21 protein-coding genes and 1 pseudogene are annotated in these 24224 nt (G+C 73.3%); 15 read left to right on the forward strand and 7 right to left on the reverse strand.

The annotated features are described in order from the left end of the window. Nucleotides 1–52: 52 nt before the first annotated feature. Both ACFVGY_RS20355 and ACFVGY_RS20360 read right to left on the reverse strand, forming a co-directional pair. On the reverse strand, nt 53–787 hold the full coding sequence (locus tag ACFVGY_RS20355) for a hypothetical protein (RefSeq protein ID WP_385679200.1): 735 nt from the start codon (nt 785–787) through the stop codon (nt 53–55). A 93-nt stretch (nt 788–880) separates the two neighbouring features. Continuing rightward, the gene (locus ACFVGY_RS20360) at nt 881–1564 is read right to left on the reverse strand and encodes an N-acetylmuramoyl-L-alanine amidase (protein ID WP_385679203.1); all 684 of its coding nucleotides are present in this window, start codon (nt 1562–1564) and stop codon (nt 881–883) included. Nucleotides 1565–1633: 69 nt separating this feature from the next. Between ACFVGY_RS20360 and mnmA the strand changes: the two genes are divergently transcribed. Then, nucleotides 1634–2767: a tRNA 2-thiouridine(34) synthase MnmA gene (mnmA, locus tag ACFVGY_RS20365; protein WP_385679206.1), complete on the forward strand. Its 1134-nt coding sequence runs from the start codon at nt 1634–1636 to the stop codon at nt 2765–2767. A gap of 85 nt (nt 2768–2852) precedes the next feature. Here mnmA and ACFVGY_RS20370 read toward each other — a convergent pair whose 3' ends face one another. Further along, complete coding sequence (locus ACFVGY_RS20370; RefSeq protein WP_385679209.1) at nt 2853–3782, reverse strand: NADP-dependent oxidoreductase; 930 nt, start codon at nt 3780–3782, stop codon at nt 2853–2855. 113 nt (nt 3783–3895) lie between these two features. Between ACFVGY_RS20370 and ACFVGY_RS20375 the strand changes: the two genes are divergently transcribed. From ACFVGY_RS20375 to gatB, 10 genes and pseudogenes are all read left to right on the forward strand, one after another. Continuing rightward, the gene (locus tag ACFVGY_RS20375) at nt 3896–4876 is read left to right on the forward strand and encodes a GlxA family transcriptional regulator (protein WP_385679212.1); all 981 of its coding nucleotides are present in this window, start codon (nt 3896–3898) and stop codon (nt 4874–4876) included. Nucleotides 4877–5001: 125 nt separating this feature from the next. Then, nucleotides 5002–5100, forward strand: a pseudogene (locus ACFVGY_RS20380) (DUF1330 domain-containing protein); the annotation flags it as partial. Between the two features lie 315 nt (nt 5101–5415). Further along, on the forward strand, nt 5416–6105 hold the full coding sequence (locus tag ACFVGY_RS20385; protein ID WP_385679361.1) for an SDR family oxidoreductase: 690 nt from the start codon (nt 5416–5418) through the stop codon (nt 6103–6105). After that, nucleotides 6102–7085, forward strand: coding sequence for a methionine synthase (locus ACFVGY_RS20390; RefSeq protein WP_385679215.1), 984 nt, complete (start codon nt 6102–6104; stop codon nt 7083–7085). Before ACFVGY_RS20385 ends, ACFVGY_RS20390 begins: the two co-directional genes overlap by 4 nt. Before the next feature lie 31 nt (nt 7086–7116). Continuing rightward, nucleotides 7117–9318 carry an NAD-dependent DNA ligase LigA gene (gene ligA / locus ACFVGY_RS20395; RefSeq protein WP_385679217.1) on the forward strand — a complete coding sequence of 734 codons (2202 nt, stop codon included), beginning with the start codon at nt 7117–7119 and terminating at the stop codon, nt 9316–9318. A gap of 387 nt (nt 9319–9705) precedes the next feature. Further along, entirely contained in the window at nt 9706–11904 is a 2199-nt protein-coding gene (locus ACFVGY_RS20400) for a putative bifunctional diguanylate cyclase/phosphodiesterase (RefSeq protein WP_385679220.1), read from the forward strand. A 162-nt stretch (nt 11905–12066) separates the two neighbouring features. Next, the gene (gatC, locus tag ACFVGY_RS20405; protein ID WP_360635970.1) at nt 12067–12363 is read left to right on the forward strand and encodes an Asp-tRNA(Asn)/Glu-tRNA(Gln) amidotransferase subunit GatC; all 297 of its coding nucleotides are present in this window, start codon (nt 12067–12069) and stop codon (nt 12361–12363) included. Between the two features lie 5 nt (nt 12364–12368). Further along, the gene (gene gatA / locus ACFVGY_RS20410) at nt 12369–13868 is read left to right on the forward strand and encodes an Asp-tRNA(Asn)/Glu-tRNA(Gln) amidotransferase subunit GatA (RefSeq protein WP_385679223.1); all 1500 of its coding nucleotides are present in this window, start codon (nt 12369–12371) and stop codon (nt 13866–13868) included. Further along, on the forward strand, nt 13865–14104 hold the full coding sequence (locus ACFVGY_RS20415) for a hypothetical protein (protein ID WP_385679226.1): 240 nt from the start codon (nt 13865–13867) through the stop codon (nt 14102–14104). The genes gatA and ACFVGY_RS20415 overlap by 4 nt, the downstream gene beginning before the upstream one ends. A 15-nt stretch (nt 14105–14119) precedes the next feature. After that, a complete protein-coding gene (gene gatB / locus ACFVGY_RS20420) occupies nt 14120–15628 on the forward strand; it encodes an Asp-tRNA(Asn)/Glu-tRNA(Gln) amidotransferase subunit GatB (protein WP_385679229.1) in 1509 nt (502 codons plus the stop codon). A 456-nt stretch (nt 15629–16084) separates the two neighbouring features. Here the strand turns inward: gatB and ACFVGY_RS20425 are convergent, their stop codons facing one another. The 4 genes from ACFVGY_RS20425 to ACFVGY_RS20440 all read right to left on the reverse strand — a co-directional run bounded on the left by ACFVGY_RS20425 (nt 16085) and on the right by ACFVGY_RS20440 (nt 20270). After that, nucleotides 16085–16702 carry a GNAT family N-acetyltransferase gene (locus tag ACFVGY_RS20425; RefSeq protein ID WP_385679231.1) on the reverse strand — a complete coding sequence of 206 codons (618 nt, stop codon included), beginning with the start codon at nt 16700–16702 and terminating at the stop codon, nt 16085–16087. After that, the gene (locus ACFVGY_RS20430; RefSeq protein WP_385679234.1) at nt 16699–18774 is read right to left on the reverse strand and encodes a penicillin acylase family protein; all 2076 of its coding nucleotides are present in this window, start codon (nt 18772–18774) and stop codon (nt 16699–16701) included. The genes ACFVGY_RS20425 and ACFVGY_RS20430 overlap by 4 nt, the downstream gene beginning before the upstream one ends. Before the next feature lie 76 nt (nt 18775–18850). Further along, a complete protein-coding gene (locus ACFVGY_RS20435; RefSeq protein WP_385679237.1) occupies nt 18851–19351 on the reverse strand; it encodes a DinB family protein in 501 nt (166 codons plus the stop codon). A 109-nt stretch (nt 19352–19460) separates the two neighbouring features. Further along, nucleotides 19461–20270 (reverse strand): GNAT family N-acetyltransferase, encoded by an 810-nt coding sequence (locus ACFVGY_RS20440; protein WP_385679364.1) that lies wholly within the window; start codon nt 20268–20270, stop codon nt 19461–19463. A gap of 59 nt (nt 20271–20329) precedes the next feature. On the opposite strand from ACFVGY_RS20440, the gene ACFVGY_RS20445 reads away from it, so the two are divergent. The 4 genes from ACFVGY_RS20445 (at nt 20330) to ACFVGY_RS20460 (ending at nt 24148) form a co-directional block, all read left to right on the forward strand. Then, a complete protein-coding gene (locus ACFVGY_RS20445) occupies nt 20330–20719 on the forward strand; it encodes a signal peptidase I (RefSeq protein ID WP_385679240.1) in 390 nt (129 codons plus the stop codon). 218 nt (nt 20720–20937) lie between these two features. Beyond that, on the forward strand, nt 20938–23187 hold the full coding sequence (locus tag ACFVGY_RS20450) for an MMPL family transporter (RefSeq protein WP_385679243.1): 2250 nt from the start codon (nt 20938–20940) through the stop codon (nt 23185–23187). 39 nt (nt 23188–23226) lie between these two features. Continuing rightward, complete coding sequence (locus ACFVGY_RS20455) at nt 23227–23781, forward strand: GNAT family N-acetyltransferase (RefSeq protein ID WP_385679247.1); 555 nt, start codon at nt 23227–23229, stop codon at nt 23779–23781. A gap of 169 nt (nt 23782–23950) precedes the next feature. Further along, nucleotides 23951–24148 carry a hypothetical protein gene (locus tag ACFVGY_RS20460; protein ID WP_385679250.1) on the forward strand — a complete coding sequence of 66 codons (198 nt, stop codon included), beginning with the start codon at nt 23951–23953 and terminating at the stop codon, nt 24146–24148. Nucleotides 24149–24224: the final 76 nt, after the last annotated feature.

Raw genomic sequence — 24224 nt, forward strand, 5'->3', positions numbered from 1 at the left:
TGCTGCGGCCGGAAGGGCTCACCGCCTCGCGCAGACCCTTCCGGCCACAGCACTAGGCAGACCCTTCCGGCTTCCGCAGGTCGGACACGTCGACGCTGTCGGCCGGCGGCGGCGTCTTCGTCGGGACGGGCCGGTCGTACGCGGAGAAGTCGGCCTCCCCCTGCGTGCCGCCGATCCGCCCCTGGATCCGGAGCAGGTGGGGCTTGCCCTCGGTGGCGACGTAGAGCGTGGCCCAGTCGGCCCCGGAACGCCCGGTGACCGTGATCGCGGGCATGCCCTTGACGAGGGCCTTCGCGCCCTTCTCCACGTCGTCGTCCTTGGTGAACGGCTCCAGCAGGTACGCGCGCTGGAGGTAGGACACGTCACAGGCCGCGGACAGCTCGTGGAGCGCGGCGTCGTCGGCCCGGCCGTGCATCCACCGCCCGTTCAACCGCTCGGCCATCGCCTCGCCGACCTGCCCCGGGGCCCGCATCCTCAAGAACGCCGCATCCGGTTTCATCCAGACGTCCCGCCCGCGCTTGACGATCTCCAGGCGGCCCTTGCCCGGGGCGATCGCCATGGCGCCGGCACAGTTGCCTTCCTTGTCGAGGTGGATGTCCACGACGTAGGTCCCCGTCGCGTCCTTGGCCTGCCCCTCCCAGCGCAGGGACCGGGCAGCGAGCAGCGACTGCCACCCCTTCTCCGCGATCACGTGGGCGGGCTCCTCCTCGATGCCGTTCCCGCCCGGCGCCGCCGTGCCCACCAGCAGGGTGCCGGCCGCCGCCACGGCCACTGCGAGCCTGGACATCGCCTCACCTCCGACGCGGGGCAGGCCGCAAGATCAGCGTAGGCCGGGCGGGCGGGCCCCGCAGCCCCGGCCCGGCGCCCGGGCCGGCGTGCCTCAGCCGGTGCGGGGCCCCTCCAGCTCGGCCCGCACCAGGCGCAGGTACCGGTCCCAGTCCCAGTGCGGTCCCGGGTCCGTGTGGTCGGTGCCCGGCACCTCGGAGTGCGCCAGGAAGTGCTTCCGGTCCACGGGTATGTCGTACCTCCGGCAGATGTCGGCGGCCAGCCGGGCCGAGGACGCGTACATCGCGTCCGTGAAGTCCCGCGGCCGTTCCACGAAGCCGACGTGCTCGATGCCGATGCTCCGCTCGTTCATCGAGCGGTTCCCGGAGTGGAAGGCGACGTCCAGCTCCCGCACCATCTGCTCGACGTGGCCGTCCTGGCGGACTATGTAGTGCGCGGACGCCCTGTGCCACGGGTTCCTGAAGGCGTCCACCGAGGACGCGAAGCCGCCCTGGGTCACGTGCACCACGATGCGGTCCACCCGGTAGTCGTCCGGCCGGTCCGCCAGCCGCCAGTTCGCCGGCGAGGCCGCCGTCCAGCCCGCGCCCGCGTAGTCCAGCTCGCCCTCCTTGCGCGGCTTGGACACCCCGGGCAGCAGCCACCACAGCCGCCGCGCCTCGTCCGCCCCGGCCACCCCCGCCACCGCGAGGACCCCGAGGCCCCCGAACAGCACCGCCCGGCGCGTCCTGCCCTTGCCCGCCCCGGCCGTCTCTCCCGTCGACGTGCCCTTGTCCGCCATGTGATCCACCCCCCGTACCCGACAACGCGCTGTGACCCCGGACGGTTCCCCCGTACTCTGGAAGGCGCTATGACTGAGAACCCGCAGCGCACCGCCCGTCCCCTCCGCGTCCTGGCCGCCATGTCCGGTGGCGTGGACTCCGCCGTCGCAGCAGCCCGCGCGGTCGAAGCCGGGCACGATGTGACCGGGGTCCACCTGGCGCTCTCCGCGAACCCCCAGTCCTTCCGGACCGGCGCGCGCGGCTGCTGCACCATCGAGGACTCCCGCGACGCCCGCCGCGCCGCCGACGTCATCGGCATCCCCTTCTACTGCTGGGACCTCGCCGAGCGATTCCGCGAGGACGTCGTCGAGGACTTCATCTCCGAGTACGAGGCCGGGCGCACCCCGAACCCCTGCCTGCGCTGCAACGAGAAGATCAAGTTCGCGGCGCTGCTGGACAAGGCCCTCGCCCTCGGCTTCGACGCCGTCTGCACCGGCCACTACGCGACGGTCGTGGTCAACGAGGACGGCACCCGCGAGCTGCACCGCGCCTCCGACATGGCCAAGGACCAGTCGTACGTCCTCGGAGTCCTCGACGAGAAGCAGCTCGCCCACGCGCTCTTCCCGCTCGGCGACACGATCACCACCAAGGAGGAGATCCGCGCCGAGGCGGAGCGTCGCGGCCTCGCCGTCGCCAAGAAGCCCGACAGCCACGACATCTGCTTCATCGCCGACGGTGACACCCAGGGCTTCCTCGCGAAGCGCCTCGGCAAGGCCGAGGGCGACATCGTCGACGAGTCCGGCACCAAGGTCGGCAGCCACGACGGCGCCTACGGCTTCACCATCGGCCAGCGCAAGGGCCTGCGCATCGGCCATCCCGCGCCCGACGGCAAGCCGCGCTACGTCCTCGACATCTCCCCGGTGAACAACACGGTGACCGTCGGCCCCGCCGAGGCCCTCGACGTCAGCGCCCTCACCGCGATCCGCCCCCGCTGGTGCGGATCCACGCCCGCCGCACCGGGCACGTACACGGCGCAGCTGCGCGCCCACGGCGGCGAGACGGAGGTCTTCGCCGAGGTCGTGGACGGCGAGCTGCGGGTGCGCTTCACCGAACCGGTCCGCGGCGTGGCCCCCGGCCAGGCGATCGTGCTGTACGACGGCACCCGCGTCGTCGGCTCCGCCACGATCGCCACGACCACCCGCGCCACCGCCGCGTCCGTCTGACCCCGGCCGGGGCCCGGTGAGGACCGGGCCCCGACCCCCAACCCCCAACCCCCGAGCCCCGGGCCCGGGGGAGGAGCTCCTGCCATCAGGCCACCGTCAGGACGATCTTGCCGGTGGTGCGGCCCTGCTCGCCGATCTCGTGGGCCTTCGCCGCCTGCTCCAGCGGCAGCACCGTCTCGACCAGCGGCTTGAGCAGCCCCCGGTCGGCCAGGGCGGCGATCTCCTCCAGCCCCTTGCGGTCCGGCTCGACCAGCGTCCAGGCCGCGTGCACCCCGCGCTCCGCGGCCTCGGCCGGGACGTCGTCCGGCCCGGGCAGCGACACCAGGCGTCCGCCCGGCTTCAGCACCTCCAACGACCGTCGCGCGACCTCGCCGCCCAGGGCGTCCAGCACCACGTCCACGCCCGCGACGACCTCGGTGAAGTCCTGCGTCCGGTAGTCGACGACCTCGTCGGCGCCGAGCTCGCGCAGCAGTCCGTGCTTGGCCGCGCTGGCGGTGCCGATCACGTACGCGCCGCGCGCCTTGGCGATCTGCACGGCCAGGTGCCCGACGCCGCCGGCCGCCGCGTGCACCAGCACGCGCTCGCCCGGTCGCACGTCCGCGCCGTCCACCAGGGCCTGCCAGGCGGTCAGCGCCGCCAGCGGCAGCGCGGCCGCCTGCACGTGGTCCAGCGAGGCCGGCTTGCGGGCGAAGTGCCGGGCCGGGGCGGCCACGTACTCGGCGTACCCGCCCGCCTGCCGCGGGAAGTGCGGCATGCCGTACACCTCGTCGCCCGGACGGTACAGGGTCACGCCCGGGCCGACCGCCTCGACGGTGCCCGAGACGTCCCAGCCGACCATCGGGACCTCGCCCCAGCCGATCAGGGCGCCGCTGGCCCGGGTCTTCCAGTCCACCGGGTTCACGCCGGCCGCGTGCACCCGTACCAGGATCTCGTTCAGGCCCGGCTCCGGCCGGACCGCCTCGACCTCGGTGAGGACCTCGGGACCACCCCACTGGCTGACGACGACGGCACGCATGAATGTCTCCTTGCTGATGATCTGTGCCGGTTCTCCCGGCTGTGTCACCAGCTTGGACCCCCGCGGCCCCGCACGGTGGTGGCCAGATGGCCACCATGTGACAGAATCTGGCCATGCACCGAGTAGCCGTACTCGCCGTCGAGGGCGTCGCCCCCTTCGAGCTCGGCATGCCGTCGCGGGTCTTCGGGAACGCCCTCGCCGAGGACGGCAGCCCCCTGTACGAGGTCACCGTCTGCACCGCGGACGGCCGGCCCGTGGTCAGTGACGCGGGCTTCACCATCGGCGTCACCGCCGGCCCCGAGGCGCTCGCCGCCGCCGACACGGTGATCGTCCCGCCCACCCACGGCATGCCCGGCCTGCTGCGCGGCGAGCCCCTGCCGCAGCCGCTCGCCGAGGCCCTCGCCGGGATCCGCCCCGGCACCCGCACCGTCTCCATCTGCACCGGCTCCGAGGTCCTCGCCGCCGCCGGGCTGCTCGACGGGCGCACCGCCACCACGCACTGGGTACACGCACCGGAATTCCGGCGGGCCTTCCCGCGTATCAAGGTCGACGAGGACGTCCTCTTCGTCGACGACGGCGACATCCTGACCTCCGCCGGCGTCGCCGCCGGCATCGACCTCTGCCTCTACCTGGTGCGCGCCGACCACGGCACCGCCGTCGCCAACCGCGCCGCCCGGCTCTGCGTCGTACCGCCGTGGCGCGACGGCGGGCAGGCCCAGTACATCGACCGGCCCGTGCCCGAGCCCACCGTCGCCACCACCACCGAAGCCCGCGCCTGGGCCCTGGAACACCTCGACGAACCGCTCACCCTGGGTCAACTGGCCGCCCGGGCCCGGATGAGCCTGCGCACCTTCACCCGGCGCTTCCGCGACGAGGTCGGCATGACGCCCGTACAGTGGCTGACCGCCCAACGCCTCGATCTCGCACGCCACTTGCTGGAATCCAGCGACCTGCCCGTGGACCTCGTAGCGCACCGCTCCGGCTTCGGTTCGGCCAACTCCCTGCGCCAGCACATGCGCAGCTCGCTCGGTATCTCACCGATCGCCTACCGCCGCACCTTCAGCCCGGACGCCCGGCCGGCCGCGGCGGCATGACCCGAGACGTCATCGACCCGCCCGCCCACCCTTGCCACGATGAACCCAACAGCCCGTGCGACCGACGGAAACTGGGGGACCACATGACCGCCTACGCCATCGGCCACATCCGCCGCCCGGAGACGATGGACGAGGACGTCCTGCGCTACATCGAGACCATCCAGGCCACGACGGCCCCCTTCGGAGGTCGCTTCCTCGTCCATGGCGGCGGCCCGGTCGAGGTGCTGGAGGGCTCCTTCACCAGCGACCTCGTGATCATCGCCTTCCCGGACATGGAACGCGCCGCGCCTGGTACGCCTCCGACGCCTACCAGGAGATCCTCCCCCTGCGCACCCGCCACATCCAGGCCGACGTCTTCCTCGCCGACGGCGTCCCGCCCGCCTACGACGCCGCCCGCACCGCCGCGAGGCTCCGCGAACAAGCAGGCCTGTGACACTGCTGCCGCCCCCGGGCGCGTCGGCCGGCACACGGGCCGACCCGGCCCCGGCGGGGCGGCCCGGGGAGCGGGGGCGGCCCGCCGGAGTGCGAGCATGGGCGGTATGGCTACTCATCTGATCACCGGGGCCGGTGCCGGCATCGGCGCCGCGGTCGCGAACCGGCTGCACGCCCGCGGCGACGACCTGATCCTGCTCGCCCGCGACGCCGCCCGCGCCCGGCAGCTCGTCGAGCGCTACCCCGGCGCCCGCACGCTCGTCGGGGACCTCGCCGACCCCGACCGGCTGTCCTGGGCCTTCTCCCACCAGGCCGTCCCCGACCGGATCGACTCCCTGCTGCACGTCGCCGGGATCGTCGACCTCGGGCCGGTGGGGGAGCTGAGCACCAAGACCTGGCACCAGCAGCTGAACGTGAACCTGGTCGCGCCCGCCGAGCTCACCCGGCTGCTGCTGCCGACCCTGCGCGTCTCCAAGGCCACCGTCGTCTTCGTGAACTCCGGTGCCGGCCTGACCGCGCACGCCGACTGGAGCGCGTACGCCGCCTCCAAGCACGGCCTCAAGGCGCTCGCCGACTCGCTGCGCGCCGAGGAGCGGGCCAACGGCATCCGCGTCACCTCCGTCTACCCGGGCCGCACCGCCACCGCGATGCAGGCCAAGGTGCACTCGCAGGAGGGCAAGGAGTACGACCCGGCCGACTGGATCGACCCGGAGTCCGTGGCGACCACGATCCTGATGGCCCTCGACCTGCCCCGCGACGCCGAGGTCAACGACCTGTCCGTGAGGCCCGGCCGGTGACCGCGAGCGCCACCGGCGTCGGCTCCCTGCCCGGCGGCGACGCCCGCGAGGCAGCCAAGACCGCCACCGGGTCCTTCGAGGAGTTCCCGTACCTGCCCGAGCTGCCCGCCCGCGGGCCGGGCGCCGACATGATCGGCCGGACGCTCGGGCTGCTCGTGGACCTGTACGCCCACGTCGAGCCGAGCGGCTGGCGGATCAGCGACCGCCCGGGCCGCGACACCCGGCGCTCCCGGTCCTGGCTCGGCGAGGACCTCGACGCCCTGGAGGAGTTCACCCAGGGCCACGCGGGGAAGCTCAAGATCCAGGCCGTCGGCCCGTGGACCCTCGCCGCGGCCCTGGAGCTGCACAGCGGCGAGGCGCTGCTCCGGGACGCCGGCGCCTGCCGCGACCTCGCCGCCTCGCTCGCCGAGGGGCTGCGCGGACACCTCGCCGACGTGCGCAAGCGGATCCCCGGCGCCGAGATCGTCCTCCAGTTCGACGAGCCGTCGCTGACCGCCGTCCTGCGCGGACGGGTGCGGACCGCCAGCGGGTACCGGACCTACCGCGCCGTGGACCGGCAGGTGGTCGAGGGGGCCCTGCGCGAGCTGTTCGCCGTGCACGACGGGGAGGTGATCGTGCACTCCTGCGCGCCCGAGGTCCCCTTCGACATGCTGCGGCGCGCCGGCGCCGCGGGGGTGTCGTTCGATTTCTCCCTGCTCACGGAGCGCGAGGACGACGCCCTCGGCGAAGCCGTCGAGAGCGGCATGACACTCTTCGCCGGAGTGGTGCCGGGCACCGATGCCCCGTTGTCGGACCCGGGCGGTAGCGTCATGGGTGTCAGGAAGCTTTGGCGCAGGCTGGGGCTGGCCCCGGGGACTCTGGCGCAGTCCGTCGTGGTCACCCCGGCGTGTGGTCTGGCGGGCGCCTCGCCCGCCTACGCCCGCGCGGTGCAGGCGCACTGCGTCAGGGCGGCGAGATCGCTCGCCGACAACCCTGAGTGACGGACCGAGACGGGGCACGGGAGGACACGGCATGGCAGCCGAACAGCAGGACACGGCGGTACCGGCGGAGGTGCGCGAGCAGCACCAGCTGTTGGCCGAGCAGGTCGAGGAGCACCGCTTCCGGTACTACGTGAAGGACCAGCCGGTCGTCAGCGACGCCGAGTTCGACCAGCTGCTGCGCTCCCTGGAGGCACTGGAGGAGCAGTACCCGGAGCTGCGCACGCCCGACTCGCCCACCCAGAAGGTGGCCGGGTCGTACGAGACGGACTTCGCCGCCGTCGAGCACCGCGAGCGCATGATGTCCCTCGACAACGCCTTCGACGACGAGGAACTCTCGGCCTGGGCGGACCGCGTCGCCCGGGACGTGGGCTCCTCGGCGTACCACTACCTGTGCGAGCTCAAGGTCGACGGCCTCGCCGTCAACCTCACGTACGAGAACGGGCGGCTCACCCGGGCCGCCACCCGCGGCGACGGCCGCACCGGCGAGGACATCACCCCGAACGTCCGCACCATCGCCGAGATCCCGGACCGCCTCAAGGGCGACCGGATCCCGGCGCTGGTGGAGATCCGGGGCGAGGTCTTCTTCCCGATGGAGAAGTTCGAGGAGCTCAACGCCCGGCTGGTCGCGGCCGGGGACAAGCCCTTCGCCAACCCGCGCAACGCGGCCGCCGGTTCGCTGCGCCAGAAGGACCCGAAGGTCACCGCCACCCGCCCGCTGCACATGGTGGTGCACGGCCTCGGCGCCCGCGAGGGCTTCGAGATCGGCCGCCTGTCCGAGGCGTACGCGCTGCTGCACGAGTGGGGGCTGCCCACCGCCCGGCACAACGCGGTCGTGGGCAGCCTGAAGGAAGTCCGCGCGTTCATCGACCGGTTCGGCGAGAACCGGCACTCCGTGGAGCACGAGATCGACGGCGTCGTCGTCAAGCTCGACGAGATCCCGCTCCAGGGCCGGCTGGGCTCCACCGCACGCGCCCCGCGCTGGGCCATCGCCTGGAAGTACGCGCCGGAAGAGGTCAACACCAAGCTGGTGGACATCAAGGTCGGTGTCGGCCGCACCGGGCGCGTGACCCCGTACGCCCAGGTGGAGCCGGTGACGGTGGCCGGCTCCGAGGTCGAGTTCGCCACGCTGCACAACCAGGACGTGGTCAAGGCCAAGGGCGTCCTCATCGGCGACACGGTCGTGCTGCGCAAGGCCGGGGACGTCATCCCGGAGATCCTCGGCCCCGTGGTCGACCTGCGGGACGGCACCGAGCGGGAGTTCGTGATGCCGGCCGAGTGCCCCGAGTGCGGCACCTCGCTGCGCCCGATGAAGGAGGGCGACATCGACCTCCGCTGCCCGAACGGGCAGACCTGCCCGGCGCAGCTGCGCGAGCGGCTGTTCTACCTGGGCGGCCGGCAGTGCCTGGACATCGAGAACTTCGGCGCGGTGGCCGCGGCCGCGCTCACCAACCCGCTGGAGCCGGCCGAGCCGCCGCTGCGTGACGAGGGCGACCTGTTCGACCTGACGGTCGAGCAGTTGCTGCCCATCAAGGCGTACGTCCGCGACGCCGACAGCGGGCTGCCCAAGCGCGACCCGAAGACCGGCGAGGAAAAGATCGTCACGGTCTTCGCCAACCAGAAGGGCGAGCCGAAGAAGAACACCCTGGCGATGCTGGAGAACATCGCCGCGGCCAAGGACCGCCCGCTGGCCCGCGTCATCAACGGCCTGTCGATCCGTCACGTCGGTCCGGTGGCCGCCGAGGCGCTGGCCCGCGAGTTCCGGTCCGTCGAGCGGATCGAGCAGGCCACCGAGGAGGAGCTGGCCGCGACCGAGGGGGTCGGCCCGATCATCGCCGCCTCCCTCAAGGAGTGGTTCGCCGTCGACTGGCACCAGGAGATCCTGCGCAAGTGGCGGGCGGCCGGCGTCCGCATGGAGGAGGAAGGTTCCGGCGACGAGGCGGGCCCGCGCCCCCTGGAGGGCCTCACCGTCGTCGTCACCGGCACCCTGCAGGGCCACACCCGGGACGGCGCGAAGGACGCCCTGCAGAGCCGCGGTGCCAAGGTGACCGGATCGGTCTCCAAGAAGACCTCCTTCGTCGTGGTCGGCGACAACCCCGGTTCGAAGTACGACAAGGCGGTGCAGCTGAAGCTGGCCATCCTCGACGAGGCGGGTTTCGCCGTGCTGCTGGAGCAGGGCCCCGACGCGGCGCGCGGGGCGGCCCTCCCGGTGGACGGCGCCGCCGTGGCGGAGTAGCACGGCCGGACAACCCCGCCCCGGGAACCGGAGAAGGTGAACCGATGCGTGGCGTGCGGCCGTACGGGCGGGCGCACGCCCGGCGCAACAGGCGGTGGTAAACGGCTGGTACAAGGCTGTTCCCAGGGCAGCGAGCTGTCGGATCATCGGATGGGTGACCCGGGGGTCCTGGTCCAAACTCACCTGTTCGGCGGATACCGTACTGATGAGGATGGCTGGGTCGCATTCGGGCAACCGCCGCCGACCGGTGCCCCTGGGAGCCTCTCGCGTCCTACTGTTGAGGGGTGCGCCTGTCGCGCACGGCTGCGTGATGCGAATCCAGCCGTGATGGCATGACATCGGGGCCATCGCGTGGCATCGGCAGTGCCGGCTGTGAGAGGGACGGGCATGAAACCCACCGAAAGCGCCGACCCGTCACCTGATTTCGGCGGGGAGATCCCGCCCATGCGGACGGGCCGGCCCGGGGTCCTGCGTGCCGGGACACGGGACCGGCACCCGCGCGACACCGGAGCGGGACCGGGCGGGGCGAAGCAGCGCACCGTGCTGCCCTTCACCGTCGTGGGCCTGGCCGCCGTGGTCCTCGTGGCGGGCATCGCCTCCACCCTGACCGACCGTCACGCCCTGTTCCCCGGCGGCACGGTCGGCTGGGCGCTCGCCCTGCTGACCGGCATCATCGTCGGCCACCTGGTCGCCCTCGGCCGGGACCGCTGGTGGGGCGGCACCGGATCCGGCGCGGCCCTGACCCTCGGCGTGCTCCTCCTCTACGGCTGGGTGCCCGCAGGGCTCGTCTCCCTCGCCGTGGTCACCCTCGTCGGGGCCGCTCGCCGGCACCGCTGGCGACAGGGGCTGCTGCACGGCGCCGCCGACATCCTCGGCATCGGAGCGGGGGCCCTCGTCCTCGCCGCCTTCGGGGAGACGCCCACCGTCGAATCGCCCTGGCGACCCACCGGCTGGGGTCTGGAGGCCGCCCCCGAGGTCGTCCTGGTCGCCGTGTCCTACCTGCTGGCCAGCCGGCTGCTGCTGTGGCTCGCGCTGGCGCCGCGCGCCGGGGGCCTGCGCACCGCCGCCCGGACGGCGCTGCTCCGGCAGGCCTTAGTGGCCGTCGCGCTGCTCGGCATCGCCCCGCTCATCTGCGTGGTGGCCGTCGCGCAGCCGGTGCTGCTGCCGCTGTTCGCCGTACCGCTGATCGCCCTGGACTCCACCCTGTGGATCGCCCGGGCGCGCGCCGAGGAGCAGCTGCGGGATCCCCTGACCGGGCTGCCGAACCGGCAGTGGCTGCTGGAGCGGGCCTGGTCCGCACTGGACGAGGCTGAACGTTTGGGCACCCGGTCGGCCCTGGTGCTGATCGACCTGGACCGGTTCCGTGCGGTCAACGACACCCTCGGCCACCTCGCGGGCGACCGGCTGCTGCTCCAGATCGCCGACCGGCTGCGGCAGGCCCTGCCGGAGGAGGCCGAGGCCGCGCGGCTCGGCGGCGACGAGTTCGCCGTCCTCCTGCCCGTCGCCGACTCCACCACCAGCGCCCAGCGGGTCGCCCGCCACCTGGTCGCCGAGCTCAGCTCACCGCTCGACCTGGACGGCCTGACCCTCGTCCTGGAGGCCAGCGCCGGCCTCGCCGTCTTCCCCGACCACGCGCTGGACGCGGAGGGGCTGCTGCGCCGTGCCGACGTAGCCATGTACCAGGCCAAGCGCGACCGGACGGGCGTGGAGGTGTACGAGTCCAAGCGCGACAGCAACACCCCCGACCGGCTCGGTCTCCTCGGCGACCTGCGCCGGGCCCTCGATGCCGGCGAGGTGGAGCTGCACTACCAGCCCAAGGTCCGCTTCGACGGGCAGGTGGCCGGGTTGGAGGCGCTGGTGCGCTGGGTGCACCCCGAGCGCGGGCGGGTCTCCCCGGACGAGTTCATCGCGATCGCCGAGACCTCGGGGCTGATGCCCCACCTCACCGAGTACGTGCTGGAGACCGCCCTCGCCCAGGTGGCGCGGTGGCGGGCGCAGGGCCTGAAGGTCCCGGTGGCGGTCAACGTTTCGCCGCGCGACGTCCACACCCCCGGTTTCGCCGGCGCGGTCGCGGCCCGGCTCGCCCGGCACGGCGTGCCGGCGAGCGGCTTGCAGCTGGAGATAACGGAACACGTGCTGCTGGAGGACCCGCAGCGGGCCGCGGACACCATGGCGGGGCTGACGGGCCACGGCGTGAAGATGTCCCTGGACGACTTCGGCACCGGCTACTCCTCCCTGGTCCACCTGCGCAGGCTCCCGGTCAGCGAGCTGAAGATCGACCGCTCCTTCGTGGCGCGGCTCGCGGTCGACGCGCAGGACGCGGAGATCGTGCGCTGCACCGTGGACCTCGCCCACTCCCTGGGCCTGCTCGTGGTCGCCGAGGGCGTCGAGGACGACGAGACCTGGGAGCGGCTGCGCGACCTCGGCTGCGACGCCGTGCAGGGCTGGCTGGTCGCGGCGGCCATGCCCCCGCAGGAGGCCACGGCCTGGCTGCTGGCCCGCGGCGAGCGGGGCTGGCGCCGCCCCGCGGACATCACGCGGGAGCTGTCGGCGGCTCCCGCCAAGGCGGAGTCACCGGCCCCGTAACCGCCGGGCGTGCAGCCCCGGCCCTCCAGCCCCCGGCGGTCCAGCCGCGCCCGCCGGGGGCTCGCGGACGTCCCGGGCGGGAAAGGGTTTCGTGGCTCAGGGGGCCGGCCCCATAGGATTGGGCACGAAACCACTCACTCACCACCCCCAGAGGATCGCTGCATGCCTGGCATTTCGCGCGAGGAGGTCGCCCACCTCGCTCGGCTGGCACGTATGGAACTGTCCAACGAAGAGCTCGATCACTTCGCTGGACAGCTCGACGACATCATCGGCGCGGTCGCCCGCGTGTCCGAGGTCGCCGACCAAGACGTCCCGCCGACCTCGCACCCGCTGCCGCTGACCAACGTCATGCGCGCGGACGAGGTCCGACCGTCGCTCACCCCCGCGCAGGCGCTCTCCGGCGCTCCCGCCCAGGAGCAGCAGCGTTTCAAGGTGCCGCAGATCCTGGGGGAGGACTAATCACCATGGCTGACACCAACATCATCAAGCTCACGGCCGCCGAGACCGCCGAGAAGATCGCCTCGGGCGAGCTCACGGCCGTCGAGGTCACCGAGGCCCACCTGGCCCGCATCGACGCGACCGACGAGAAGGTCCACGCCTTCCTGCACGTCGACCGCGAGGGCGCCCTGGCCCAGGCGCGTGCCGTCGACGCCAAGCGTGAGCGCGGCGAGAAGCTCGGCCCGCTGGCCGGCGTCCCGCTGGCCCTCAAGGACATCTTCACCACCGTCGGGGTCCCGACCACCGTCGGTTCGAAGATCCTCGAAGGCTGGATCCCGCCGTACGACGCCACCCTGACGCGCAAGCTGAAGGAAGCCGACGTCGTCATCCTCGGCAAGACCAACATGGACGAGTTCGCCATGGGCTCCTCCACCGAGAACAGCGCCTACGGCCCCACCTCCAACCCGTGGGACCTCACCCGCATCCCGGGCGGCTCCGGCGGCGGCTCCGCGGCCGCGCTGGCAGCCTTCCAGGCTCCCCTGGCGATCGGCACCGACACCGGCGGCTCCATCCGCCAGCCCGCCGCCGTCACCGGCACCGTCGGCGTGAAGCCCACCTACGGCGGCGTCTCCCGCTACGGCATGGTCGCCTTCTCCTCCTCCCTCGACCAGGGCGGCCCGTGCGCCCGTACGGTCCTGGACGCGGCGCTGCTGCACGAGGTCATCGCCGGCCACGACCCGCTGGACTCCACCTCCATCGACGCCCCGGTGCCGCCGGTCGTCGAGGCGGCCCGCAACGGCTCCGTCGCCGGCCTGCGCGTCGGCGTCGTCAAGCAGTTCCGCGGCGAGGGCTACCAGGCCGGCGTCGTGCAGCGCTTCGACGAGTCGGTCGAGCTGCTCAAGGAGCTCGGCGCCGAGATCATCGAGCTGGACTGCCCGTCCTTCGACCTCGCGATGGCCGCGTACTACCTGATCGCGCCGTCCGAGTGCTCCTCGAACCTGGCCCGCTTCGACGCCATGCGCTACGGCCTGCGCATCGGCGACGACGGCACGAAGTCCGCCGAGGAGGTCACCGCGCTCACCCGCGACGCCGGCTTCGGCGACGAGGTCAAGCGCCGCGTCATCCTCGGCACGTACGCGCTGAGCTCCGGCTACTACGACGCCTACTACGGCTCGGCCCAGAAGGTCCGCACCCTGATCAGCCGGGACTTCGACAAGGCCTTCGAGCAGGTCGACGTGATCGTCTCCCCGACGACCCCGACCACCGCCTTCGCGATCGGCGAGCGCGCCGACGACCCGCTGGCGATGTACCTTGCGGACCTGTGCACCATCCCGACCAACCTGGCCGGCAACGCCGCCATGTCGCTCCCGTGCGGCCTGGCGCCGGAGGACGGCCTCCCGGTCGGACTGCAGATCATCGCCCCGGCGATGAAGGACGACCGGCTGTACAAGGTCGGTGCCGCCGTTGAGGCCGCCTTCATCGAGCGCTGGGGCCACCCCCTGCTTGAGGAGGCTCCGTCCCTGTGAGCGCACTGTCCAAGGCCAAGGGCTTCAAGAAGTCGAAGTCCGGTACGTACCTGTCGATCGCGACCACCGCTTTCGGTGCCATCAGCGTGATCAAGCAGGCCAAGAGGGCCCGCTCGGAGCAGGACACGCTCCAGCTGGTCGACGCCGTCGTGTCCGCCGCCGCCATCGTCACCGGGCTCGCCATCCTGTACCGCGAGCTGAAGCGCTTCGGCGACGACGACGTCCTGCTGGGCTGAGAGGGAAGTTTCACTGTGACCGTCACCGAACTGCTGTCGTACGAGGACGCCCTCGCGTCGTACGACCCCGTCATGGGCCTGGAGGTCCATGTCGAGCTCGGCACCAGGACCAAGATGTTCTGCGGCTGCTCCACCGAGCTGGGCGCTGAGCCCAACTCGCAGACCTGCCCCACCTGTCTCGGCCTGCCCGGCTCGCTCCCGGTGGTCAACGCGACCGGCGTCGAGTCCGCGATCAAGATCGGTCTCGCACTGAACTGCGAGATCGCCGAGTGGTGCCGCTTCGCCCGGAAGAACTACTTCTATCCGGACATGCCGAAGAACTTCCAGACTTCCCAGTACGACGAGCCCATCGCCTTCAACGGCTACCTGGACGTCCAGCTGGAGGACGGCGAGGTCTTCCGCGTGGAGATCGAGCGCGCCCACATGGAGGAGGACACCGGCAAGTCGCTGCACGTCGGCGGTGCCACCGGCCGTATCCACGGCGCCTCCCACTCCCTGCTGGACTACAACCGCGCAGGCATCCCGCTCATCGAGATCGTCACCAAGCCCATCGAGGGCGCCGGCGCCCGGGCCCCCGAGGTCGCCAAGGCCTACGTGGCCGAGCTCCGCGAGGTCATCAAGGCCCTCGGCGTCTCCGAGGCCCGGATGGACAAGGGCCAGATGCGCTGCGACGTGAACCTGTCGCTGCGCCCGAACGGGACCGAGGAGTTCGGCACCCGCTCGGAGACGAAGAACGTCAACTCGCTGCGCTCCGTCGAGCGCGCGGCGCGCTTCGAGATCCAGCGCCACGCGGCCGTCCTGTCCTCCGGCGGCACGATCGTGCAGGAGACCCGGCACTTCCACGAGGACGACGGCTCCACCACCTCCGGCCGCATCAAGGACAACGCCGAGGACTACCGGTACTTCCCGGAGCCCGACCTCGTCCCCGTGGCCCCGGCCCGCGAGTGGGTCGAGGAGCTGCGCGCGGTTCTGCCCGAGATGCCGCGCGTGCGCCGCAACCGCCTCCGCGAGGAGTGGGGCGTGAGCGAGCACGACATGCAGTCGATCCTCAACGCGGGCGCGGTGGACTCCATCGTCGCCACCATCGAGGAGGGCGCCGACTCGGCCGCCGCCCGCAAGTGGTGGATGGGCGAGCTGGCCCGCAACGCCAACGAGCAGGGCATCGTCGTCGACGAGCTGCCGATCACCCCGGCCCAGGTGGCCCGGGTGGCCGCGCTGGTCGTGGACGGCTCGCTCAACGACAAGCTGGCCCGCCAGGTCATCGAGGGCGTCCTCGCCGGGGAGGGCACCCCGGACGAGGTCGTCGAGAAGCGCGGCCTGAAGGTCGTCTCCGACGAGGGCGCGCTCGGCACGGCCGTGGACGAGGCCATCGCCGGCAACGCGGCCATCGCCGACAAGATCCGCGGCGGCAAGGTCGCCGCTGTCGGCGCCCTGGTCGGCGCGGTCATGAAGGCCACCCGCGGCCAGGCGGACGCGGCCCGCGTCAAGGAGCTCATCCTGGAGAAGCTGGGCGTCTCCGAGTAGGACCCGCCCGGCTGCCCGGCGCCGTACCGGCTCCCGCAGCGCCGAACGGCCCGCACCCCACCCCGGGGTGCGGGCCGTTCGGCTTTCCCGGCCGCCCGCCGGTCTGCGGTCCCTCGTTCCCCAGCGGCTTCGGGACGATCCTCGACGACCTGGCTGCCGCGCACGGCGACGCCGTCCGGGTGGCCGCCCCGGTACCCCGAGGGGGTCACCGTGCTCGTCCGCACGGCGACCTTCGCGCGGGCCGATCACCGGCTCGGGCCGGTCACCGACCTGCGCGCCGACCTCGCCGGGATCGGCGTACCGGCCCCGGTCGTCGCGACGACCGGGGAGCCGACCGGCTGGTGCCGCTCGCCCGCCAGCTGGAGCTGGCCGAGGCGCTGCCGGACGCCCGGGTCGCGAAACCGCCCACCGGGCACCCTCCGTCCGCCGAGCGCCCGCGCGAAGGGGCGGCCCGCGTCACGGGCTTCCTGGCGCAGGCGCGCCGAGGAAGCCGAAGAACGCGAGCCGGGCCCGCTTCGCCGGGACGAAGACCTCGGGCAGGTCGATCTCCGGCAGCTCGACCTCCGGGCCGAGGACGAAACCGCTGCGCTCCAGCCGGGCGATCGCCTTCGCGTTGCGCGCGTCCGGCTCGGCGACGATCCGGCGTGCGCCGCCCTCCGCGTGCAGGAAGTCCAGGAAGGCGCCGATCAGCCGACCGCTGAAGCCGTGCTCCGCCCCGGCCCGGGCCGGAGCGAGCAGCATGTGCACGCCGGTGTCGCCGGGCTGGACCTCGTAGCACTCGCAGACCCGGTCCGCGGCGCAGTCGTACGACTGGAAGAGCGCGACCGGCACCCCGTCGCGGCGTGCGATGTACGCGTGGTGCGTGGTGCGCCGGTCGACGTCCTCGTAGATCTCCCGGACGAGGTCCGGGCCCGCCTCGGTCATGCCCCAGAAGCGGGCCCGCTCCTGGCTCACCCAGCTGTGGATCAGCGCGGCGTCGACGGCCGGGTCGACCGGCGTGAAGGTCACCGTGCCGAAGCCCTCGACGGCACGGGTGTAGACGGGCTGCCGGGGGCCGCCTGCGGTGCCGGTCATACGGACTCCCTGCTGAGCCGGGCCCAGTCGGTGACGACGGGGACGAGCTCGCAGCGCGCCCACAGCGGCAGCTGGTCGCGGTGGTGGGCGGTGCCGGCGACGCCGTCCGCGCCGAGCGGGACCGCCCAGAGGCTGTCCTCGCGGCGGCCGAGGTCCCAGACGTAGCGGGCCGCGGACGCGCGGGCGCTCAGGTCGGTGAAGCCGGGGACGGAGGAGGTGGCGTTCACGCAGTCGTGGTCGCCGCCGAGGCCCGGCCACTCGGCGTCCGGGTCCGGGAGCGCCGACCAGGGTACGAGGCGGTGCACGTGCGACCACGGGACGTCGGGGGCGCCGGCCGCGGCCGTCTCCTCCAGGGCGGCCCGTACGTGCGCCACCCGGTCCAGGGCCGGCAGCAGCTCCGTGGCCAGCAGGCCTTCGAGCGCGTAGCCGACCCGGGGCACCAGGTACAGCCAGGGGTGGAACACCTCGGGGCCGGTCGGGGCGCCCGCCAGGGCGGCGAGGGCGGGGTCGGCGGCGAAACGGCGCACGGTGGCCGTCCGCAGCGCGGAGAAGACGGTCGCGTCCGTGCTCTCCGCCTCCATGTGCCGGTCCCAGGCCAGCAGTCGGGTGCGCAGCGCCTCCGCGGCCGGGGACAGGCCCTCCAGCCCGGGCAGCAGGGCGAGCAGCGGCTCGGCCGAGGCCAGGTGGGTGTCGCGGTGCACCTCCTCCATCGCCTTGGGGGACCAGTGCGCCGAGCCGGACAGCAGCGCGCGGATCCGGTCGGCGCGGTGCGGGGGCGCGAACTCCACGCCGAGCGGCGAGGCGATGCCGCGCGCGTTCGCCATGACCGCGAAGCCCTGCACCGGCTCGACGGGGGTCTCGGCCCAGCCCTGCCAGGCGTACCGGGCGTCCCAGGCGGGCACGGGGCGCAGCCGGTTGGCCGGGTCGCGCAGCGGGACCGCCCCGGCGACGCGGTGCAGCAGGCCGCCCTCGGTGTCGGCGGCGTGGACGACGTTCACCGGCTCGGCCCAGCCGTCGAGGGCCCGGTCGATGTCGGCGACGGTACGGGCGCGCAGCAGGGCCGGCAGGACGGCGAAGCCGAGGTCGCGGCGGACGCGGGGCGGGTAGCGCAGGGAGAGCGTCTGGTCCGCGGTCTCCTCGCGGGTGACCACCGGCCCGCGGGCGGTCTCCAGGACCTCCACCTCGACGGGCTCGGCCCCGGCGACGGCGATGGTCTCGGTGTGCCGGTGGACGGGCTCCCAGGCGCCGTCGGGGCCCAGGGCCTCCACGGACGCGCCGTCCGCGGCGGTGCGCAGCCGCTCGACGTACAGGTCCTGGTAGTCGGCCATGGCGTTGGTGATCGCCCAGGCGGCGCTGCCGGTGTGGCCGAAGTGGGCCAGGCCGGGGATGCCGGGGACGGCGAGGCCGAGGACGTCGTACTCGGGGCAGGACAGGCGGATCTGCTGGTAGACGCCCGGGTCCTCGATGAAGCGGTGCGGGTCGCCCGCGATGATCGCCGCGCCGGTGGCGGTGCGGTCGCCCGGAACGAGCCAGCCGTTGCTGCCGGCGGTGCCGGGGCCGTCGGTGGCGAAGAGGGTGGTGGCCTCCGGTCCCAGGGCGCTCGCCACGCGCTCGCGCCACAGCTTGGTGGCGAAGCCGGCGAAGAGGATGTGGGTGGCGATCCAGATGCCGAGCGGGACCCACGGCTCCCACGGCGCGGGAGCGTGACCGGTGCGGGCGAAGCGCGCGTCACGGGCGGCGCCGGCGGCCAGGCCGTCGTTGACTCCGTCGACGTACGCCCCGACCCAGGCGGCGGTCTCCGCGTCGAGCGCCTCGTGGCAGCGGCGGGCGGTGTCGTCGAGGCGGCTCTGCCGGGCGAACCGGTCCCAGGCGACGGACTCCGGGCCGAGGAACGCGGCGCTGGAGCCCTGGGAGCGGTGGCGCTCGACCTCCAGCTGCCAGGCCCGGTCCAGGGCGGTGGCGCGGCCCTGGGCGTAGGCGAGGCGCAGGGGGTCGGGGGCGCGCAGGTGGGGGATGCCCCAGTCGTCCCGGTACAGCTCGAAGTCGTCCGCGTCGGTCACAGGCTCGCTCACACTCTTCCCAGGGCAATTAGGTTAGGCTGCCCTAACTATAGGGGTTGGGGGTGGGCGGGTCGTGGCCGGCCGGGCGCTAGGCGCCGGTCGCGCCGTCGATGGCCTCCCTCAGGAAGTCGGCGTGGCCGTTGTGGCGGGCGTACTCGTGGATCAGATGCAGCATGATCAGACGCAGGGAGACCTCCTCCTGCCAGCTCTTCACGTACGCCGTCACGTCGAGGGACTCCGCGGCGGCCTCGATGCGCCGGGCGTGCGCCACCTCCGCCTCCCAGGCCCCGAAGGCCTCCTCGCGGGTGGCGCCGGCGGCGTCGTAGGCGGCCTGGAAGTCGTACCGGTCGGACCAGACGTGCGGTACGCCCTCGCCGGCCAGCGTGCGCCGGAACCAGTGGCGCTCGACCTCGGCCATGTGCCGGACCAGGCCCAGCAGGGACAGTGTGGACGGCGGCATCGAGGGGCGGCGCAGCTCCTCGTCCGTCAGCCCCTCGCACTTCCAGGCGAGGGTGGCGCGGTGGTAGTCGAGGTAAGCGCGCAGGGTCTCGCGCTCACCGCCGGTCAGGGGAGGGGAGGGGCGTTCCATGCCGTGGTCCTTTCGCGTTGCAAGGGTCCGGGGACGAGGCCCTCGCGACGCCGACGGGCGGGCGGGGGCGCGGGTGGCGGCGCGGGTGGGGCCGGACGGGCTCCGGGGGTCAGGCGGGCCCGCCGGCGCGTGCGGGCTCCCACACGTACGGGACGGTGGAGCCCAGTACCTCGAAACCCAGGCGGCGCAGGATCGGGCGGCTGTCGTCCGACGCGTCCACGTGGAGGTAGCGGATCCCCCGCTCCGCGGCGATCCGGGCCCGGTGGGCGACCAGCAGGCGGTAGAGGCCCCGGCCCCGCCACTCGGGGAGGGTGCCGCCGCCCCACAGGCCCGCGAACGAGCAGCCCGGGCGCATCTCCATCCGTGCCGCGCTCACCGGGGTGTCCCCGGCCATCGCCACCACCGCCGCCACCGTCTCCGGCTCGTCGCGCAGCAGCGTGAGCAGCAGCTCCCGGATGCCGGGCCGGTGTGTCCCGAACGCCCTCGCGTGGACGTCCATCACCAGCTCCACGCCGGCCTCGTCCTCCACCGCGCGCAGGGTGATCCCCTCCGGCGGCTCGACCGGCAGTGCGGCCAGCTCGTCCACCCGGCCCACCAGCACCGCTTCGGCCGGCTCCGGCACGAAACCCGCCGCCCGCAGCCGCGCATCGAGGTCCAACGGCCGGTCGTGGCCGTACAGCTTCCACTCGAACCCCGACCCCCGGCCCCCGAAGTACGCCACCTGCGCCGCGATCTCCGCGTCCGCGGTGTCCTCGCCGAGGTCCGACCAGAGCACGCCGTTCCACCCCTGCCCGGGCGCGGTCTGCCGTACGACGGCCCCCGCCCGCTCCACCCGGGCCCGCGCCGTGTCCGGGGCCGCGTCACGCCGCAGCTCCCGGTCGTACTCCGCCCGCACCCGCACCAGTTCGTCAACATCCATCGTCACCGGTGCAGCCGACCACCGACACGGGGCCCGCGCAACTGCATTAGCCTCACCCCGTGACCGACGTCTACATCCACACCGGCAAGGCCACCCCCGACGCCGCCGCCGACCGCGGCTGGCTCCTCGGCCATTTCAAGGACCCCGCCGACCCACGCCACAGCAAGGACGTGGAGATCAAGTGGGGCGTCCACCCCCAGGGCGACGAGCGGGCCCAGTGGACGACCGGCGAGGAGCGAACCGCCCTCCTGGTCCTCATCAGCGGGCGCTTCCGGATGGACTTCCCGGGCCGCAGCGTCGTCCTCGACGAGCAGGGGGACTACGTCGTCTGGGGCCGCGGCATCGACCACTCCTGGTACGCGGAGGAGGAATCGGTGGTCCTCACGGTCCGCTGGCCCTCCGTCCCCGGCTACCGCGTCGACGAACCGAGCGGCGCGCCCGCCGGCTGACCGGCACCGCCCACCCCCGCCCGGTTCCCCCGGCGCTGTGATGATGCACACGAAACGGTCCAACGATCACGAAACGCTGCGATCGTGGCCTGGCAGACCATCTCGGCCCGAGCCCGGAGCGACCCTCCCGGGTCCTCGGCCGTGCCTTCACGCGTTCCAGCGTTCTTTGCGTCGGGCGGCCTCCCGGTAAAGATCCGAACCCTCAGGGAGCACGTCCCTTGGCAGCAATCGCACGGTGGTGCATGCGGCATCGCCTCGTGGCCGTCCTGATATGGCTGCTCGCGCTCGGGGGCACCGCCACGGCAGCCGTCACCGCCGGCACGGCGTTCTCCAACGACTACGAGGTCCCCGGCACCGAATCCAGCCGGGCCCACGCACTGCTGCGCGAGGGCTTCCCCGGCCAGGGCGGCGACACCGACACCGTGGTCTGGCGGACGCCCGAGCACCAGACGGCCCGCAGCCCCGGCGTCGAGGAACGCATGACCCGCGCCCTCGCCGCCATCGCCGAGCTGCCCGGCGTCGGATCGGTCAGCAGCCCGTACGGCCCCGGCCCCGAGAGCGCGGCCCGGATCAGCGCCGACGGGCGCACCGCGTACGCCGTGGTGACGTTCGACCGGCCGGCCGACTCCGTACCCAAGGCGCAGGCCAAGGCCGTGGTCGACGCCGCCAAGAACCCGTCCACCGAGGCGGACGGCCTCCGGGTCGAGCTCGGCGGGCGGGCCGTCGGCCTGACCGAGGCGCCCACCGCCCACCTCGCCGAGGTCATCGGCGTCGCCGTCGCCGCCCTGGTCCTCTTGCTCGCCTTCGGTTCGCTCGCCGCGAGCATGCTTCCCATAGCGACCGCCCTGGTCAGCGTCGGCACCGCCTACTTCGGCATCACCCTGCTCGGACACGCCATGGCGGTCGCCGACTTCGCCCCCATGCTCGGCACCCTCGTCGGGCTCGGCGTCGGCATCGACTACGCGCTGTTCATCGTCACCCGACACCGCAAGGCCCTCAAACGGGGCGTCGCCGTCCACGAGGCCGCCGAGCAGGCGGTCGCCACCACCGGCCGCGCCGTCGTCTTCGCCGGTGCGACCGTGTGCATCGCCCTGCTCGGCATGCTGGTCCTGCGGCTGAACTTCCTGAACGGCGTCGCGATAGCCGCCTCCCTCACCGTGGTCCTCACCGTCGCCGCCTCGGTCACTCTGCTGCCCGCCCTGCTGTCGTACATCGGCATGCGCGCCCTCTCGCGCCGCGAGCGCCGCAGGCTCGCCGAGCATGGCCCGCAGCCCGAGCTGCCCACCGGGTTCGCCGCCCGCTGGTCCGCCTTCGTCGAACGGCACCCCAAACTCCTCGGCCTGGTGGCCACCCTGGTCATGACGGGACTCGCGCTGCCCACCCTCTCGCTCCACCTGGGCACCTCCGACCAGGGGAACAACCCGGAGACCTCCACCACCCGGCAGGCCTACGACCTGCTCGCCGAAGGCTTCGGCCCCGGAGTGAACGGCCCGCTCACGATCGTCGCCCGCCTCGACGGGGCCGGCGACCGGCTCGCCGTGGAGAACCTGGCCGAGTCGCTCCGCTCGGCCGAGGGCGTCGCCTCCGCCGGGCCCGCGGTCTTCAACCGCAGCGGCGACACCGCCGTGGTGACCGTCATACCCGACTCGTCCCCGCAGTCCCGGGCCACCAGCGACCTCGTCACCCACCTGCGCGAGGACGTCATCCCGCGCGCCGCGCACGGCAGCACCGTGGAGGCCCACGTCGGTGGCGTGACCGCCGGCTACGACGACTTCGCCGAGGTCATCGTCGCCAAGCTGCCCCTCTTCGTCGGCGTGGTCGTCGCCCTCGGCTGCATCCTGCTCCTGCTGGCGTTCCGGTCGATCGGCATCCCCCTCAAGGCGGCGGCCATGAACGTCGCCGCCGTCGCCTCCTCCTTCGGCGTCGTCGTCGCGATCTTCCAGTGGGGCTGGGGGAGCGAGCCGATGGGCCTGGGCAGCGCCGGCCCCATCGAGCCCTTCCTGCCGGTGATCATGGTGTCGGTGCTCTTCGGGCTCTCCATGGACTACCAGGTCTTCCTGGTCAGCCGGATGTACGAGGAGTGGCTGGAGACCGGTGACAACCGGCGGGCCGTCCGCGTCGGCCTCGCCGAGACGAGCCGGGTCATCAACTCGGCCGCGGTCATCATGATCTCCGTCTTCCTGGCCTTCGTGCTCAGCGGCGACCGGATCATCGCGATGTTCGGCATCGCGCTCGCCGCGGCCGTGGCACTGGACGCGTTCGTCCTGCGCACCCTCCTCGTCCCGGCGCTGATGCACATGCTCGGCGGCGCCAACTGGTGGCTGCCCGCCTGGCTGGACCGGATGCTGCCCAAGATCAGTATTGAGCCTCCCGATTCCCTCCCGCATGCGACACTTCCCGCGCAGCGGACCGGCGCGGAAGCCGCCACGAGCGAGGACGGAGCCGAGCCCGCCGCGCCCTCCCGGTGATCCGGCATACCGCCGCACGAACCCCAAGGACGTAGCCGCATGTTCTCGATAGCCCTCGCTGACGACGCCCACCTGTTCCCCCTGGAGCCCTGGCACGCGGAGGAGTTCCTGGCCCACATGGACCGCGGCCGGGAGTACGTCGGGGAGCACATCGTCCTGGCGGACGTCGTCACGGACCTCGACACGGCCCGCGGGTTCCTGTCCGCCTACGCGCAGAAGACGGCCGCCGACGGCGGACGCATCTACGGCATCCGCGTCGAGGGAACCCTCGTCGGCGGCGTGCTGTTCCGCACCTTCGACGCCACGGCCGGGACCTGCGAGGTCGGCTGCTGGCTGGAGCCGACCGCGGCCGGCCGGGGCCTGGTGACCAAGGCCTGCCGCGTGCTGCTCGACTGGGCCTTCCACGAGCGCGGCATGCACCGCGCCGAGTGGCACGCCTCCTCCGCCAACAAGCGCAGCCTCGCCGTCGCCGAGCGCCTGGGGATGACCCGCGAGGGCGTCCTGCGGCAGAACTACCCCCACCGCGGGGCCCGCCAGGACACCGAGGTCTGGTCGGTCCTGGCCCACGAGTGGCCCCCGGCCCCGACGGCCTGATCCGGGCCGCCCCTCGCGCGGCCACGGCCCGGAGCCCGGCCTAAGTCGGCCCAGTCGCCGCATGAGGCCCCCCGCCCCCGGCCTAAGGACCCCCTGCCCCCGCAGATGCGGCATGCTCCCGATGCGCCGGCACCCCCTGGGACGCGAAGCTCGGATCACGCCGGACACCGTGTCCGCAGCCGCAACCAGGGAGAACCGGATGTTCGAGTACGAGATGGCCGCCGCCCGCCGCGCCGACCTCATCCGCGAGGCCGACCGGTACCGCCAAATCCGGGAGGCGAAGAAGGCACACCGCGCTTCCTTGCGCAGCCAGGACCCCGAAGGGCCGGTGAGCAGAAACCGGAGCCGCTTCGTCCGCGCCGCGTGAACGGCACGGCGCCCCGCCGCGACCGGCGCACCGGGCGCGGCACGGCGATACGGAGTGCCGCCGGTCAGGACTCCTG

Source organism: Streptomyces sp. NPDC127106 (assembly GCF_042677605.1).
In the GTDB taxonomy this organism is placed as follows: Bacteria; Actinomycetota; Actinomycetes; order Streptomycetales; family Streptomycetaceae; genus Streptomyces.